This window comes from Pseudomonas sp. LBUM1651, assembly GCF_059716135.1.
Window position 1 is genome coordinate 4,521,077 of record NZ_CP166805.1, and the last position, 15,853, is coordinate 4,536,929.

At 59.5% G+C, this 15,853-nt stretch carries 15 protein-coding genes; 2 read left to right on the top strand and 13 right to left on the bottom strand.

Annotated features, from left to right (window positions below):
• Nucleotides 1–568: 568 nt before the first annotated feature.
• The 9 genes from ACA066_RS21065 to ACA066_RS21105 all read right to left on the bottom strand — a co-directional run bounded on the left by ACA066_RS21065 (nt 569) and on the right by ACA066_RS21105 (nt 7,765).
• Nucleotides 569–1,174: an START domain-containing protein gene (locus tag ACA066_RS21065; RefSeq protein WP_497696480.1), complete on the bottom strand. Its 606-nt coding sequence runs from the start codon at nt 1,172–1,174 to the stop codon at nt 569–571.
• Between the two features lie 41 nt (nt 1,175–1,215).
• Complete coding sequence (locus ACA066_RS21070) at nt 1,216–1,470, bottom strand: YkgJ family cysteine cluster protein (RefSeq protein WP_017340073.1); 255 nt, start codon at nt 1,468–1,470, stop codon at nt 1,216–1,218.
• 165 nt (nt 1,471–1,635) lie between these two features.
• Nucleotides 1,636–2,109 carry a translation initiation factor 2 gene (locus ACA066_RS21075; RefSeq protein WP_497696481.1) on the bottom strand — a complete coding sequence of 158 codons (474 nt, stop codon included), beginning with the start codon at nt 2,107–2,109 and terminating at the stop codon, nt 1,636–1,638.
• A gap of 98 nt (nt 2,110–2,207) precedes the next feature.
• Complete coding sequence (locus ACA066_RS21080; protein WP_017340075.1) at nt 2,208–3,647, bottom strand: aminotransferase-like domain-containing protein; 1,440 nt, start codon at nt 3,645–3,647, stop codon at nt 2,208–2,210.
• A 241-nt stretch (nt 3,648–3,888) separates the two neighbouring features.
• A complete protein-coding gene (locus ACA066_RS21085; protein WP_497696482.1) occupies nt 3,889–4,701 on the bottom strand; it encodes an OmpA family protein in 813 nt (270 codons plus the stop codon).
• Nucleotides 4,698–5,054, bottom strand: a complete 357-nt coding sequence (locus tag ACA066_RS21090) for a DUF4398 domain-containing protein (protein WP_084323007.1) — start codon at nt 5,052–5,054, stop codon at nt 4,698–4,700. The genes ACA066_RS21085 and ACA066_RS21090 overlap by 4 nt, the downstream gene beginning before the upstream one ends.
• A gap of 9 nt (nt 5,055–5,063) precedes the next feature.
• The gene (locus tag ACA066_RS21095; protein ID WP_497696483.1) at nt 5,064–5,891 is read right to left on the bottom strand and encodes a substrate-binding periplasmic protein; all 828 of its coding nucleotides are present in this window, start codon (nt 5,889–5,891) and stop codon (nt 5,064–5,066) included.
• A gap of 192 nt (nt 5,892–6,083) precedes the next feature.
• Nucleotides 6,084–7,013 carry an electron transfer flavoprotein subunit alpha/FixB family protein gene (locus tag ACA066_RS21100; RefSeq protein WP_497696484.1) on the bottom strand — a complete coding sequence of 310 codons (930 nt, stop codon included), beginning with the start codon at nt 7,011–7,013 and terminating at the stop codon, nt 6,084–6,086.
• A 2-nt stretch (nt 7,014–7,015) separates the two neighbouring features.
• On the bottom strand, nt 7,016–7,765 hold the full coding sequence (locus ACA066_RS21105; RefSeq protein WP_017340080.1) for an electron transfer flavoprotein subunit beta/FixA family protein: 750 nt from the start codon (nt 7,763–7,765) through the stop codon (nt 7,016–7,018).
• 547 nt (nt 7,766–8,312) lie between these two features.
• On the opposite strand from ACA066_RS21105, the gene ACA066_RS21110 reads away from it, so the two are divergent.
• The gene (locus tag ACA066_RS21110; RefSeq protein ID WP_497696485.1) at nt 8,313–9,977 is read left to right on the top strand and encodes an electron transfer flavoprotein-ubiquinone oxidoreductase; all 1,665 of its coding nucleotides are present in this window, start codon (nt 8,313–8,315) and stop codon (nt 9,975–9,977) included.
• 185 nt (nt 9,978–10,162) lie between these two features.
• On the opposite strand, the gene ACA066_RS21115 is transcribed toward ACA066_RS21110, so the two are convergent.
• A complete protein-coding gene (locus ACA066_RS21115) occupies nt 10,163–11,053 on the bottom strand; it encodes an AraC family transcriptional regulator (protein WP_497696486.1) in 891 nt (296 codons plus the stop codon).
• A gap of 190 nt (nt 11,054–11,243) precedes the next feature.
• Here ACA066_RS21115 and ACA066_RS21120 point away from each other — a divergent pair, with 190 nt between their 5' ends.
• Nucleotides 11,244–12,296, top strand: a complete 1,053-nt coding sequence (locus ACA066_RS21120; RefSeq protein WP_497696487.1) for an NAD(P)-dependent alcohol dehydrogenase — start codon at nt 11,244–11,246, stop codon at nt 12,294–12,296.
• Here the strand turns inward: ACA066_RS21120 and ACA066_RS21125 are convergent, their stop codons facing one another.
• The 3 genes from ACA066_RS21125 to dgoD all read right to left on the bottom strand — a co-directional run bounded on the left by ACA066_RS21125 (nt 12,297) and on the right by dgoD (nt 15,816).
• Nucleotides 12,297–13,100 carry an IclR family transcriptional regulator gene (locus tag ACA066_RS21125; RefSeq protein WP_497696488.1) on the bottom strand — a complete coding sequence of 268 codons (804 nt, stop codon included), beginning with the start codon at nt 13,098–13,100 and terminating at the stop codon, nt 12,297–12,299.
• 60 nt (nt 13,101–13,160) lie between these two features.
• The gene (locus ACA066_RS21130; protein ID WP_497696489.1) at nt 13,161–14,471 is read right to left on the bottom strand and encodes an MFS transporter; all 1,311 of its coding nucleotides are present in this window, start codon (nt 14,469–14,471) and stop codon (nt 13,161–13,163) included.
• A gap of 196 nt (nt 14,472–14,667) precedes the next feature.
• Entirely contained in the window at nt 14,668–15,816 is a 1,149-nt protein-coding gene (dgoD, locus tag ACA066_RS21135; RefSeq protein WP_007903915.1) for a galactonate dehydratase, read from the bottom strand.
• Nucleotides 15,817–15,853 lie beyond the last annotated feature (37 nt).

Sequence of the window (15,853 nt, forward strand, 5' to 3'; positions counted from 1 at the left end):
AACCGGAACGAAGCCTCTCGAGGGGGCGACTACCGCAACAGCACCGCGAGGCGGCCTGCGGGCCGACCTGGCTCTTCGGATGTATGCATTCCCCCTGTGGGAGCTAGCCTGCTAGCGATGGACGTCAACGATTACGCGTGCTGTCTGAATGAACGCGGTGTCTGGACGTCCATCGCTAGCAGGCTAGCTCCCACAGGGGATTTTTGGCGGGCATGATATGGGTGTTCACCACCGATGGCCTTGACGGAAAACAGGCCGGCTACCAGGCCGCCTCGCGGTGCTTTTGATTTTGATCTTGATCTGCCCCGTCGGAAGGCCGAGCGCAGGTTCTGCGCAGTGGGCAACCCGGCAGGGATGCCGGGTTAGCCGCCCCCGGCCATGGATGGCCGATGGCGGCGGGCCCACGGAGCAGGACCGGAGCGAGGGAACCCTGAGCCTAAGCGAAGGGCCGTACGTCAGGGGCGAAAGCGCTTGGTTACTTGGCGCTCTTCCAAGTGACCCGCCGTAAGGGCGGAACCAATAGTCGCCGTTACTGCAGCAATGGATATGCACACCACCCCCAAAGCAATTACTTCTCAGCCCGCTCCTTCAACGCCTTCAAAGTATTAAACGGCGCATCAACCACGAACTTGTTGGCCACCATCGACGGAATGCTCCCACCCGGCTCAGTGTGAACCTGATAAGTCACTTCGACCTGGTCACCCTTGGGCACCAACTTCCAGAACCCCTCAACCTTGGTAACCCGCACGAAACCTTTCTCTTCGGGAATGTACTTCGGCACCCCTTCGAGCTTGCGCGTCAGGCTGCCATCCGCGCCTTCGGTGGTCGTGATATGCAGCACCGAATCACGCGCAGTCACCGGCCATGGAGTATTGAACTGGGTGTAGGTCCAGCTCTGGTCGCCTTCGTGCTTGAGCAGCTTCTGCATTTTGCACTCGTGAATCCAGGTGCAGGCGCCTGCCACGTCTTCCTGGAGTGCGCGCAGTTTGGCCATGGTGGTTTTCATCAGGGTAACGCCCTGATAAGCCTTGTAGTCAGAACCGGTCACTTCGCTCAAGGACACCTTGATGCCGTCTTCATTCTTGGCCACCTTCCAGTCTTCGGCCTGTGCGGCGGAAGTCGCCAACACAACCGTCAAACCACACAGCACAGCCATACGATGCAGCGAACTCATAGTCTTACTCCTTGTTTTTGAAGTTCCGTTCGTAGAACACATCACGCAGCCGTCATTTGCTCCCACCAGCCCAGCAATCTGATCGCTTCGTCACTGCTGCTTCCGCAGACTTCGACGTCGGCTTCGAACGCCGAACACACAGCAGGACGTTCTGGTTGGCCGAAAATACTGCACAGGTTTTCGACAGAGAGTTGTACGCAACGTTCTCCGGCGGCTTTGCCATTGGGCATGCCGGGAATCGGCGAACTGATGGAAGGGGCAATGCAACAGGCGCCACAGCCTTCACGGCATTTCATGACGACGAGCTCCTCGCGAAGGGCGATGTGTTAAAGGACGGGGCACAGAATAACCGCTAAAACAGTTGTTTTAAATTACCGAAGGCCGGGTTTTTACGCTCAAACGAACGTGACTGACCAGTCTCCGACAAAGCGTCTAGCAAACGGGTCACAGAGGGGAAGGAATTATCGCTTGAACTCGAATTCCAGCGCGGCGCCTTCAACATCACGGCGTTCTTCGTTACGCAGTTGCAACTTCATTTCGTTGCTGATCAGTCGCCCGTTGAGCTGAAAGGGAGAGCTACCGGCCTTGTCACCGAACATTTGCGGCAACACGGCGTCGTGCCGGGGCAACGGGACTGTACCGATCGGTTTTAACTCTTCGGCCATCTCCTCGGGCAGACTCAAATCCAGGTCAACCGGAGGCAGTTGGGTTTTCACGACCTCGCTGGCAGCTTTGGACTTGGACGCAATGGGCGGACGTTTCTTCACCTTGGCCACTTTCTTTTTGGCCGGTGCGTCTTTCTTGACCGGTGCTGTTTTTTTCGAGGACGTGCTATCGGCGGGTTTTTCCGGAACGGAAGCCGCCATGATGCTTTCCGCTTGGAAGGTCATCAACAGGCAGATCGACAGCCAGACGGCGGAAAAAATCGGTTTCATGGACCCAACGCAGCTAACGAAACTATCGGCAGAGGGCCATATGCTCGCTTGTTGGACGCGACATGACAAGCTCGGGCGGGATTTACCCGCCCGCCCCGTCAAATGCCGCCGGCCATCTCCTGGCAAAGTTGCGTGGCGAGCATGCCCAGGGTCATCAGGGCACGCTCGGCTTCACGGTTCCAGGGCGTTCCGCAGTTAAGCCGGATGCAGTGATTGAACTGCTCGGTGTTACTGAAAATCAGCCCCGGCGCAATGCTGATGCCTTGTTGCAGCGCACGCACGTGCAATTCTTGCGTGTTGACCCGGCCTGGCAGACTCACCCACAGAATGAAACCGCCGGTCGGACGGGTCATCTGCGTGCCTTCCGGGAAATACTGCTGCACCGCGAGCTGGAAAGCGCTGAGGTTCTTGCGGTATTCCTGACGGATGTAGCGCAGATGCCGGTCGTAACCGCCATTTTCCAGATACGCCGCAATGCCCATCTGCGTGACGCTGCAGGCGGAATGCGTGCTGAAGGTCTGCAGGCGCTGGATTTCCTGCTGGTACTTGCCCGCGATCATCCAGCCGATCCGCACGCCCGGTGACAGGGTCTTGGAGAAGCTTGAGCAATAGATCACCCGATCCAGCCGGTCGTAGGCCTTGAGCGACTTGGTGCGGCCCTGCTCGAACATCAGTTCGCCGTAGATATCGTCTTCGACCACCTGGATATCGAAATCCGAGGCCAGACGCAGCAGTTGTTTCTGCCGCTCTTCGGGCATGGTGCCGCCAAGCGGATTGCTCAGGCGCGTGGTCAGCACCAGCGCCTTGATCGACCATTGATTGGCCGCCAGTTGCAGGGCTTCAAGGCTCATGCCTGTGGCCGGATCGCTAGGGATCTCGATGACTTTGAGGCCCAGCAGGTCGGCCAGTTGCAACAAACCGTAATAGGTCGGCGATTCGGCGGCGATCAAGTCGCCCGGCCGGGTCAGCACGCGCAGGGACATCTGCAAGGCATCGACACAGCCGTGAGTGATCACCACTTCGGACGGATCGACCACTACGCCGGCGTCGCGCATGCGAATGGCCACCTGGCGGCGCAGCGGCTCGAAACCGGGGCTGAACATGTAGCTAAAAGCGCGCGGACTATGGAAACGGGTGACCTTGGCCAATTGCTGATGCAGCGCCCGCACCGGCAGGTAATCGACGCTCGGCACCGCCGCGCCCAAAGGGAACACACCCTCGCGGCGGGATTCGACCAACACCTGTTGAATGATGCTGCTGCGGGTGACCAGGCCGGGACGCTCGACCCGGGCGATGTCCGGGGTCGGCGCAGTCAGGGCCGGTGTCTGGTGCACGTAGTAACCCGACTGCGGCCGGGCGCGGATCAGCCCCTGATCTTCGAGATTGGCGTAGGCCTGCAACACCGTGGCATGGCTGACGTTGAGCTGCGAGCTCATCTTGCGCACCGAAGGCACGCGCTCCCCCGGTTGATAGACACCACGACGGATGTCTTCGGCCAGTTGCTGAGCAATACGTTGGTAGAGCAAGAGATTGGTCATGACGCAGCACTCGATTTCACGGGCATTTTATTCTTGTGTGAAACAATACCGGAACAGTTTAGAAGTGTACGGGGACAGTTGCCACAATAGTCGACGGTACAGTGCAGTGTCAGCAAAAACTGTACTGTTTTGTGTGGTGGTTAGCAGGCGTAAAAAAACCCGGCGCTGACGGGCAGGCCGGGTTTGTAGGAGCCAGCAAGCCGGCTCCTACGGAGTGCGTGGTTTCACCAGGAGGCGCCCATTAGCGGGCGGCGCCCATCTGGCCTTTTTCGTCGGAGAACACAATTTCCACCCGCCGGTTCTGCGCGCGGCCCCGTTCTGAGGCGTTCACGTCCACCGGGTATTCGTCGCCATACCCTTCGACCTGGATGCGTTTATCGTCGATGCCCAGGTCCATCAGCACATCGGCCACCGATTGCGCACGGTCACGGGACAGCTTGAGGTTTTCCTGCTTGCCGCCGGTACTGTCGGCGTAGCCTTCGATGCGTACGACGCGCTTGGGGTTGAGCTGCAGGAACTGCACGATTTTCAACACCACGCGGTTCGCCGAGTTTTTCAACTCCGCTTCGCCAGTATCGAACAGCACGTCGCCCAAGGTCATCACCAGGCCACGGTCGGTCTGGGTGGTGGCGAGCGCGACAATCTGTTCTTCGAGCCACTTGCCCTGCTGCTGCACGCTGAGCAACTTGGACTCGCGCAAGGCCAGTTGCAGGCGTTGACGCTCCAGTTCGAGCTTCGCCGCGCGCTCTTCATTGAGCACCTGATTGGTGTGTTCCCGGGAGATTTCGCTGTAGCGCCGGCTCAGGTAGGCGTAATGGACCACGTCCGAACCGCTGCCCCAGTAACTGGACAGGCGATCGGCGCGGGCCAGGGACTCACCGGCGCGAATCACGTCTTTCGGCGCGATACGCAGCACGTTGGAATCTTCCTTGACCTTCTGGAAGTCGGCACTGGCGTCTTGCAACGCGGTTTCGCTGTGCTGACCGGCGCAGCCATACAGGCTGACGCAACCTGCGAGGATCACTCCGCCGATGGCGCTGGACTTGAGGCTCATTGGGCATCTCCCACTTGCTTGCGCAGACGGGTGATGCGGGTATTGAGCACGTTCAACTGCTCCTCGCTTTTAAGGGTCAGGACCTTCGCTTCGGCCAGGCGCGCATCCAGCTCGGCCTGTTCGGCCCGCATCCGCGCATGCTTGTAGGACTGGTCCGCCATATCGCCCTGGGCACGGCTGAACTTGTCTTCGGCCAGTTTCAGTTCCGGCACCTCGTCGGCGGTGGCGCCCACGGCTTTGGCTTGTATCAGTGCCTGATCGGTCAGGCGTATTTGTTCATTCGGCGCCGGATCGGCTGCACAACCCGCCAGAGCCAGAACGGCCAGGGCAGCGAAAAGAGGTCGAATACTCACTAAAAATCCCTACTGTTTTGGGGTACTGGCGGGTTGTTGCTGTTGCTGCGCTTTCCAACGCTCAACGTTGCGTTGCAGCACGGCTTCCGTCAGTCCGGACGCGGGCAATTCTGTCATCTTTTTGGCCAGCTGTCCGCGCAACCACGGATCGTTGCAGGCGGAGTTATGGGAAACCGCGAGGAACAGGCCGGGTTTGTCGACCGGTTGTGGACGCGCCACCAGATCATTGGCCATGCTCAGTGCCTGCGCGGTCGCCATGCCTGAATAACGTCCCGCGAGAACAAATTCCACCTCGCCCAACAGCAGTTTCTGAAGGGCCTGGGTCAGGTTTGATGTACGCACGAGGGTCAATTGCTGCTCGGCGAACGTACCAAATGCCGGGGTTATTCGAGACTTTTCCGACAACGCGCCGGGGTGACCGTGGAGATCTTGTGCTTCGTTGTAGACCAGAGGCGAATCTTTTCGGGTCCAGACCAGGTAATCGTTTTCCAGCAACGGCGGATGGATGTAATCCAGGGTTTCCAGTTCGCTGACCGTCAGCGGTGCATCCGCCAGCATGTCCATGCGCCCGCTGCGCACTTCATCGAGGGCCTTGGAGCGTTTACCGGCGTACAGCAACTCGACCTTGATGCCCAATTCCCCTGCCACTTGCTGCAACAAATCGGCACTGGCGCCGATCAGATGCTTAGGATTTTGCGGGTCTTGCCACAGGTACGGCGGCGCATCCGGGCTGCCGGTGACCACCAGGCGTTCGCACTTGCCCGCGGCAACAGACAGTGTCGGCAACACCGTCAGGCCCAGCAGCAATGACCAACCGAACACTCGGCGCAAATCCATGGGAATACACTCCACTCAAAATCGGTATTTACCTGTAGGAGCGAGCTTGCTCGCGATGATCTCCAATGCGCCGCGTTTATCCAGAACTCGCGCGTCATCGTTAACGTCCATCGCGAGCAAGCTCGCTCCTACAGAAGAACAAAAAAAAAGCCCGACCAAAAGGTCGGGCTCTTTATAGGTCAAGCCGCTGGATTAGACCAGCTTCTCGAACTCAGGGATGGCTTCGAACAGGTCCGCCACCAGGCCGTAATCGGCCACCTGGAAGATCGGCGCTTCTTCGTCCTTGTTGATCGCAACGATCACCTTGGAGTCTTTCATGCCGGCCAGGTGCTGGATCGCGCCGGAGATACCGACCGCGATGTACAGCTGTGGAGCAACGATCTTGCCGGTCTGACCGACCTGCATGTCGTTGGGTACGAAACCTGCGTCGACCGCGGCGCGGGAAGCACCGACGGCAGCGCCCAGCTTGTCGGCCAGGGCGTACAGGTGTTTGAAGTTGTCGCCGTTCTGCATGCCGCGACCGCCGGAAACGACGATTTTGGCAGCGGTCAGTTCCGGACGATCGGACTTGGCCAGTTCTTCGCCAACGAAGCTCGACGTGCCAGCGTTGTGCGCAGCGGCAACGGCTTCAACCGATGCCGAACCACCTTCCGCAGCAACCGGGTCGAAACCGGTGGCACGTACGGTGATCACTTTGACCGCAGCGTTCGACTGAACGGTAGCGATGGCGTTACCGGCGTAGATCGGGCGCTTGAAGGTGTCAGCGCTTTCGACCGAGATGATCTCGGAGATCTGGTCAACGTCCAGCTGAGCGGCAACGCGCGGCAGGATGTTTTTGCCGTTGGAAGTCGCGGCAGCCAGGATGTGGCTGTAGCCAGCGCCCAATTCGGCTACCAGCGGCGCGACGTTTTCCGGCAGTTGGTGAGCATAGGCGGCGTTGTCGGCCACCAGCACTTTCGCCACGCCAGCGATTTTCGCAGCGGCTTCAGCCACGGCGCCAGCGCCCTGACCTGCAACCAGGACGTGGATGTCGCCGCCGATTTTGGCAGCAGCGGCCACGGTGTTCAGCGTGGCTGGGGCCAGCACTTTGTTGTCGTGTTCAGCGATTACCAAGATAGTCATGATTAGATTACCTTCGCTTCGTTTTTCAGTTTCTCGACCAGTTCAGCCACCGACTTGACCTTGATACCCGCGCTGCGTGCAGCTGGCGCTTCGACTTTCACGGTCTTGTTGGTGGAGGCGGTGGAAACGCCCAAAGCGTCCGGAGTCAGCACTTCGAGAGGCTTCTTCTTGGCTTTCATGATGTTTGGCAGGGACGCATAACGCGGCTCGTTCAAACGCAGGTCGGTGGTGACGATGGCCGGCAGTTTCAGGGAAACCGTCTGCGCGCCACCGTCGATTTCGCGGGTCACGGCAACGCTGTCGCCGGACACTTCAACTTTCGAAGCGAAGGTGCCCTGACCGTAACCGCTCAATGCAGCGAGCATCTGGCCAGTCTGGTTGTTGTCGCTGTCGATGGCTTGTTTGCCAAGGATCACCAGCTGAGGCTGTTCCTTGTCGACAACCGCTTTCAACAGTTTGGCAACGGCCAGGGAAGTCAGATCTTCAGCGGATTCGACGAGGATGGCGCGGTCGGCACCCAGAGCCAGCGCGGTGCGCAGTTGCTCTTGAGCGGTGGACGGGCCGACGGAAACGACGACGATTTCAGTCGCAACACCTTTCTCTTTCAGGCGTACGGCTTCTTCCACGGCGATTTCGCAGAATGGGTTCATCGACATCTTCACGTTAGCGAGGTCGACGCCGGAATTGTCCGCCTTGACGCGAACCTTGACGTTGTAATCCACAACGCGTTTGACAGCTACAAGAACCTTCATGGATTCCTCGTTACTCTCCGGTGAAAAGAAAGTCGCCTAGGCGAACCTGGCGGTTGATGCTCATCGGGCGCAAGGGCACCTCTAAAAACGCCGGCATACGTATCAAGTGACCATCGCTTATGAAGTTGATGACCGTTCGTCAGTGGTAACCAACAAGTCATTCAATATCGTGGCGTGTAAACTGCGCGCCAACACTGCGCCGCGCATCACCTTGTACTGCCATCGCCCTGTCTTTAGAGGTGCTCTTGAAACCAACAGTCAGCCTACGGCGAGCGCAAAACCGACCGTATCTTGACCGGAACGCCTATTCCGGTCAATACGGCAAAATAGCCGTTCATAAGCCGCGTGACTTTGATTTCTCTGGCTTTGAGCCAATTCAAACAAACGTTTGTATTGGACGCTAGGAGTGGTGTAGATATAATGCGCCACCCAGAGAGAAAGGTGGTTCATCGATTGTCCTCTTCCCCGCTTGCGCAGGGATTCATGGATGCGACACCAAACCTCCAATTAGAAAAAAAACTGTTGAGCCTTGAGTAGGAGATAACCTGTGGAACGCGAATACATGGAATTCGACGTGGTCATCGTCGGTGCCGGCCCCGCTGGTCTTTCCGCCGCCTGCCGCTTGAAGCAGAAGGCTGCTGAAGCCGGTAAGGAAATCAGCGTCTGCGTGGTCGAAAAAGGCTCCGAAGTCGGTGCTCACATCCTGTCCGGTGCCGTGTTCGAACCACGCGCCCTGAACGAATTGTTCCCGGACTGGAAAGAACTCGGCGCCCCGCTGAACACGCCGGTGACTCGCGACGACATCTTCGTTCTCAAGAACGCCGACAGCGCGCAGAAAATTCCTGACCTCTTTGTGCCCAAGACCATGCACAACGAAGGCAACTACATCATCTCCCTGGGCAACCTGTGCCGCTGGCTGGCTCAGCAGGCCGAAAACCTGGGTGTGGAAATCTACCCGGGCTTCGCCGCCCAGGAAGCACTGTTCGACGAGAACGGCGTGGTTCGCGGGATCATCACCGGTGACCTCGGCGTTGACCGCGAAGGCCACCCGAAAGAAGGCCTGTACACCCCGGGCATGGAACTGCGTGGCAAATACACGCTGTTCGCCGAAGGCTGCCGTGGCCACATCGGCAAGCAGCTGATCAAGCGCTTCAACCTCGACAGCGAAGCCGACGCCCAGCACTACGGCATCGGCCTGAAAGAAATCTGGGAAATCGACCCGGCCAAGCATCAGCCAGGCCTGGTGGTGCACACCGCCGGCTGGCCGCTGGACATCATGGGCACCGAGAACACCGGCGGCTCCTTCCTCTATCACCTGGAAAACAACCAGGTGGTGGTCGGTCTGATCGTCGACCTTTCCTACAGCAACACCTACCTGTCGCCGTTCGACGAGTTCCAGCGCCTCAAGCATCACCCGGTGCTCAAGCAGTACCTGGAAGGCGGCAAACGCATCAGCTACGGCGCCCGCGCCATCTGCAAAGGCGGCCTGAACTCGTTGCCGAAAATGGTCTTCAAGGGCGGCGCGCTGATCGGTTGCGACCTTGGCACCCTGAACTTCGCCAAGATCAAAGGCAGCCACACCGCGATGAAGTCCGGCATGCTCGCCGCTGAATCCGTGGCCGAGGCGCTGTTCGCCGAAAAAGACAGCACCGAAGAGCTGACCACTTACGTCGACGCATTCAAGAAGAGCTGGCTCTACGACGAACTGTTCGCCAGCCGCAACTTCGGCCCGGCGATCCACAAGTTCGGCGCTATCGTCGGCGGCGGTTTCAACTGGCTGGACCAGAACATCTTCGGCGGCAAACTGCCGTTCACCTTGCACGACACCAAGCCGGATTACGCTTGCCTGAAGCTCGCAGCCGACTGCAAGAAGATCGACTACCCGAAACCGGACGGCAAGATCAGTTTCGACAAGCTCAGCTCGGTGTTCATCTCCGGTACCAACCATGAAGAAGAGCAGCCTTGCCACCTGAAGCTGACCGATCCAAGCATCCCTATCGCCAAGAACCTGCCGATGTACGATGAACCTGCCCAGCGCTACTGCCCGGCCGGCGTGTACGAAGTGGTGACAAACGAAGACGGCGAGAAGCGCTTCCAGATCAACGCCCAGAACTGCGTTCACTGCAAGACCTGCGACATCAAGGACCCTGCACAGAACATCACCTGGGTGGCGCCGGAAGGTGCTGGCGGCCCGACTTACCCGAACATGTAAGTTGAATCGCTGAACAACAAGGCTCCCTTGATGGGGGCCTTTTTGTTGCCTGAGATTGATGCAACACCACCGCCACCTGTAGGAGCCGAGCTTGCTCGCGAAGGCGGCGTGTCATCCAGCATTGATCTCGCCTGACACACCGCCTTCACGAGCAAGCTCGGCTCCTACAAGGGATTCGCGGTGCCTTAGGCGGCGCGTTCGTCTCCGGGGCTGCGCTCAAAGTACCGCTTGTACTCGCGACTGAACTGCGACGTGCTCTGATACCCGACCCGATGCGCCACCTGCGCCACGCCCAACCCTTCCGCCACCAGCAACGTCTGCGCCTTGAGCAACCGAAAGCGCTTCAGATACTGCACCGGCGACAACAACGTGCTGCGCTTGAAATGCTCATGAAAGGTCGACGGACTCATGTTCGCGCAACTGGCCAGCGTCTCGACGTTCAACGGCTCGGTGTAGTGCGCATGCAAATGACTGATCGCCGCCGCGACACGGGCAAACTGCCCCTGCTGTTCCACCAACGCACGCAACACATCGGACTGCGGCCCACGCAAGGCGACGAACAGCAACTCGCGCACGCGTGACGGCCCCATGATCCGGGCGTCCAGCGAATCGTGCAGGCAACGCAACAGTCGCTCCACGCAACCGCGCATGCCGTCGTCGAGCACCACCGAGGTCATCGACTCCGGCGTCTGCGCCGTAATGTGCCGATTCGGCGCAAGTCCCATGGCCAGCACCAGCTCCCCCAGCAATACCCGGTCGATGGCCACCGAAATCCCGAGCAGCGGCGCATTTGGCAAGGCAAAGGTTTCGCACTCGAATGGCACCGGCAACGCTTGAATCAGGTAATGCCCGGCGCCGTATTCAAGGGTCCGCGGCCCCAAATACGCCAGCTTGCTGCCCTGGGCGATGATCATCAGGCTCGGCTCGTAAATATGCGGGCCACGGGCGACATCGCAACTCGCCCGCAGAACTTGCACGCCAGGCAATGCGGTTTGGCTGAAACCGTCGCGGGTCGCCAGTGGTTCAATCAGCGAAACCAGCGTGGTATTGGCATCCAGATGACGGGTCAACAACATGAGAGATCTTCACAAAAAAGTCGCGGAAAAAGGGATGAAAGCATCATCGCAGGTCTGATCGTCCATTTGACCAAACTAACGCCGATACCGGAGGAATAGGCATGACACCCGGAGGAATCACCATGGCCGGTGACCGGCGCGGCGCCCAGAATGCGCCACCTCACCTGTCACTGCTTTTGCGAGGTTCACCATGTACACCGCCATCGGATACGCCGCCCAGTCGGCCACCACTCCCCTCGCCCCCATGAAATTCGAGCGCCGCAGCCCTCGGGCCGACGACGTGGCGATCGAGATTCTCTACTGCGGCGTTTGCCATTCCGACATCCACCAGGCACGCAACGAGTGGGGCATTGCCGTTTATCCGCTGATGCCCGGCCACGAGATAGTAGGCAAAGTGACCGCCGTCGGTGCGAATGTTACCCAGCATAAAGTCGGCGATCTGGTCGGCGTCGGTTGCATGGTCGATTCCTGCCGCAGCTGCGAAGCTTGCCAGGCCAACCTCGAGCAATATTGTCTCGAAGGTCCGACCATGACTTATGCCACACCCGACCGCGTGGATGGCAGCAACACCATGGGCGGTTACTCCGACAGCATCGTGGTCAGTGAACACTTCGTCGTGCGCATCCCGGAAAAACTCGACCTCGCCAGCGCTGCGCCGATCCTCTGCGCCGGCATCACCACCTACTCGCCGCTCAAGCACTACGGCGTGAAGGCGGGCGACAAGGTCGGGATTCTCGGCATGGGCGGCCTCGGCCACATGGGCATCAAGTTTGCCAAGGCGATGGGTGCGGAAGTGACGCTGTTCACCCGCTCGGCGAGCAAGGCTGAAGAAGGACGTCGTCAGGGCGCGGACCATGTGATTGTGTCCACCGATGCCGAGCAGATGAAGGCAGCAGCGGGCCATTTCGACTTCCTGCTGGACACCATTCCGGTGCAGCACGACCTCAATCCCTACCTCGATACGCTGCGTTTCGACGGCGTGCACATTCTGGTGGGTTTGATTGAACCGATTGATCCACCGGTCCACGCGGCCAAATTGGTACTGGGCCGCCGTGTACTCGCCGGCTCGCTGATCGGCGGCATCGCCGAAACCCAGGAAGTGCTGGATTTCTGCGCCGAGCACAACATCACCTGCGACATCGAAATGCTCGACATTCGCCAGATCAACGAGGCTTACGCCCGCATGATCGCCGGTGACGTGAAGTACCGTTTCGTCATCGACATGGCGACGCTGAAAGTCTGATCAGACCTTAGCGCCAAGCTCTGCCGAGAGCCGGGCTGTGACCCCTTTGATCAGGGGAATCAGCTCGGCCATTTTTTCCAGCGGCATGTACGGTACGGTGCTCGCGATGCTGATGCCGGCAACGATGCGTTTGCTGGCATCCCGGATCGGCGCCGCCACACAGCGGATCGACGGCTCGTTGTCTTCCAGATCGAAGGCGTAACCGCCCGCTACATAGTCAATCATGCGCTGCTGAAACTGCTCCCAGGATTGCTCCGGGTGCTGCGGCCAGAACTGATTTTTCCCACCCGCCGGCAAGCTGACTTCGTACAGTCGTTGCCATTCTTCCTGCGTGTCATCCAGCATCAGCGCCTTGCCGATCCCAGTCCGCGCCAACGGCATGCGGTGGCCGACCCGCGAGCGCATTTCCGGACCATTGCGCCCCGGATTCTTGTGCAGATACAGCACCTCGTCGCCCTCGCGAATCGCCAGGTGGATGGTGTCGCCGGTCAACGCCGACAACTCGTCCAGATACGGCCCGGCCAGGGTCACCAGCGGCAGTTCCTCGCGCGCCTGAAAACCCAGCTCGATCAGCTTCGGCCCCAACAGATACCCGACTTGCGGCACCACGCGCAGATAACGCTCGTCCACCAGGCAACTGGCCAGACGATGGGTGGTACTGCGTGTGGTGCCGATCAGCCGGGCGATTTCCTTGAGATCGCGGGCGCCACTGGCCACGGCCTGAACCACACCCAGACCGCGAAGCAGTGTCTGGGTGCCGGTCGGCGCGGCGTCCTTGGCGATTTTTGGGGCGTCTTCCTGCATATCCAGCCTTTACCGTTGAGCGAGGGAACGGGCGGCATTATGGTCGCCCGACGGCTACGACTACAACTTGATACGCTCGACCTTCCCGACCAGCAGAATGTAGGAAAGCGCACCAATCAGCGCCAGAACCGAGATGTAGGTAATTGCCGGGGCAAACGAATCACCGCTGGCGAGGAAACCGATGACGATTGGCGTGGTGATCGCCGACAGGTTGCCGATGAAATTGAATACCCCACCGGTCAGCCCCAACAACCGTGCCGGCGCCAACGTGGAAACCAGTGACCAGGTGATCGAGGCGAGCCCGTTACCGAAAAAGGCCAGCGCGAGGAAAGCAATCACCAGCGGCGTCGACTCGACGAAGTTGGCGCCGATGATCGAGGTGGAAATCAGCAAGCCGCCAATGATCGGCAGCTTGCGGGCGAAACCCACCGTGTAACCGCGGCGGATCAGGAAGTCGGAGAAGAACCCGGAGCAGAGCACACCGACGAAGGCGGCGAGAAACGGCAGCGATGCCAGCAGGCCCGACTTGATGAAGTCCATGCCGCGATATTTCACCAGGTAGGTCGGAAACCACGTCAGGAAAAACCACAGCGTCGAGTTGAGGCAGAACTGGCCGAGGTAGATGCCCCAGAGTTTGCGTTTGGTCAGGACGATGCCGAGGTCGGTCCAGCTGAACTTCGCCTTGACCTTTGCTTGCTCAGCCTGGATATCCACCAGCCCACCGCCTTCGCGGATCAGGTCGATTTCGGCGTCATTGGCGCCTTTGAAATCCCGTGGTTCGCGATACACCGCGTACCAGATTACCGCCCAGAGAATGCCCACCGCACCGGTGCTGACAAACACCATGTGCCAGCCAAATTCATGCTGCAACCAGGCAAGTACCGGCGTCAGGAACGCCAGACCAACGAACTGGCCGGAGGTGTAGAAACCAATGGCCGTGGCGCGTTCGCGCTCCGGAAACCAAGTGGTCACTACACGGCTGTTGATCGGATACGCCGGTGCTTCCAGGGCACCGACCGCCATGCGCAAGACGAACAGCGCGATGAAACTGGCGGCGAAGCCGAGCATCACCGTGGCGATTGACCACAGCAACAACGCGACGCTGTAGAGAATGCGCGGCGGCACTCGGTCCACCAGCCAGCCGCCGGGGATTTGCATGGCGGCATAGGTCCAGCCGAATGCGGAAAAGATCAGCCCGACATGAATCGGGTCGATCCCCAGTTCACTGGTCAGCGCCGGGGCGGCAATGGAAAGGTTGCTGCGATCCAGGTAGTTGATCACCACGGTGATGAACAGCAGCACCATGATGAAAAAACGCTTGCGACTGGGCGTCACCAACGACGCCTGTCCGGTGAGGGTTTGCGGTTGCATGGGGATTGCCTCTTCTTATGTTTATTGAGGTCGATGTAAAACTGGAATGATGCAGATCTCCCTGTCCATGGAGATCAAACTGTGGGAGTCAGCCTGCTGGCGATCGCGGTGGGTCAGTCACCATAAATGCTGGATGTGCCGACCAAATCGCCAGCAGGCTGGCTCCCACAGGGATTTGCGGTGGGTCAGGGAGAACTCACCACTCGGCAAAACTGCCATCGGCATGGCGCCAGATCGGGTTGCGCCAGCGATGCCCGACCGCCGCGCGTTCGATCACGTACTCCTCGTTGATCTCGATGCCCAGGCCCGGGCCATTTGGAATCTTCACGAAGCCTTTGTCGTAATCGAACACCCGCGGATCCTTGACGTAATCCAGCAGGTCATTGCTCTCGTTATAGTGAATGCCCAGGCTCTGCTCCTGGATGAACGCGTTGTAGCAAACCGCGTCCAGTTGCAGGCACGCCGCCAAGGCAATCGGGCCCAGCGGGCAATGCAACGCCAGCGCGACGTCGTAGGCTTCGGCCATGTTGGCGATCTTGCGGGTTTCGGTGATGCCGCCAGCGTGAGAAGCATCGGGCTGGATGATGTCGACGTAACCTTCACTGAGCACGCGCTTGAAATCCCAGCGCGAGAACAGGCGCTCACCAAGGGCAATCGGCGTGCTGGTCAACGGTGCCAGTTCTTTCAGCGCTTCGTAGTTTTCGCTGAGCACCGGTTCTTCGATGAACATCAGTTTGTACGGATCGAGCTCCTTCATCAGCACCTTGGCCATGGGCTTGTGCACCCGGCCATGGAAGTCCACACCAATGCCGACATTCGGCCCGACCGCGTCACGCACGGCAGCGACGTTGGCCAGGGCCAGGTCGACTTTCTCGAAGGAGTCGAGGAATTGCAGCTCTTCGGTGCCGTTCATTTTCACCGCAGTGAAACCACGGCTGACCGCTTCTTTCGCCGCCCGCGCGGTGTCCGCCGGCCGGTCGCCGCCAATCCACGAATACACGCGAATCTTGTCGCGCACCTGACCACCCAGCAGATCGCTGACCGACACACCCAAAGCCTTGCCCTTGATGTCCCACAATGCCTGATCGATACCGGCCAGGGCACTCATATGGATCGCGCCGCCCCGGTAGAAGCCGCCGCGGTAAAGCACGGTCCAGATGTCTTCGATGTTGCGTGGGTCTTTGCCGATCAGGTAGTCGGACAATTCTTCAACGGCGGCCGCCACAGTGTGGGCGCGGCCTTCGACCACGGGCTCGCCCCAACCGGTCACGCCCTCGTCGGTTTCGACCTTGAGGAAGCACCAGCGCGGCGGAACGATGAAGGTGGTCAGTTTGGTGATTTTCATCTCTTCTCTCTCTTGTTAGATGCAGCGCGCTCGGCGC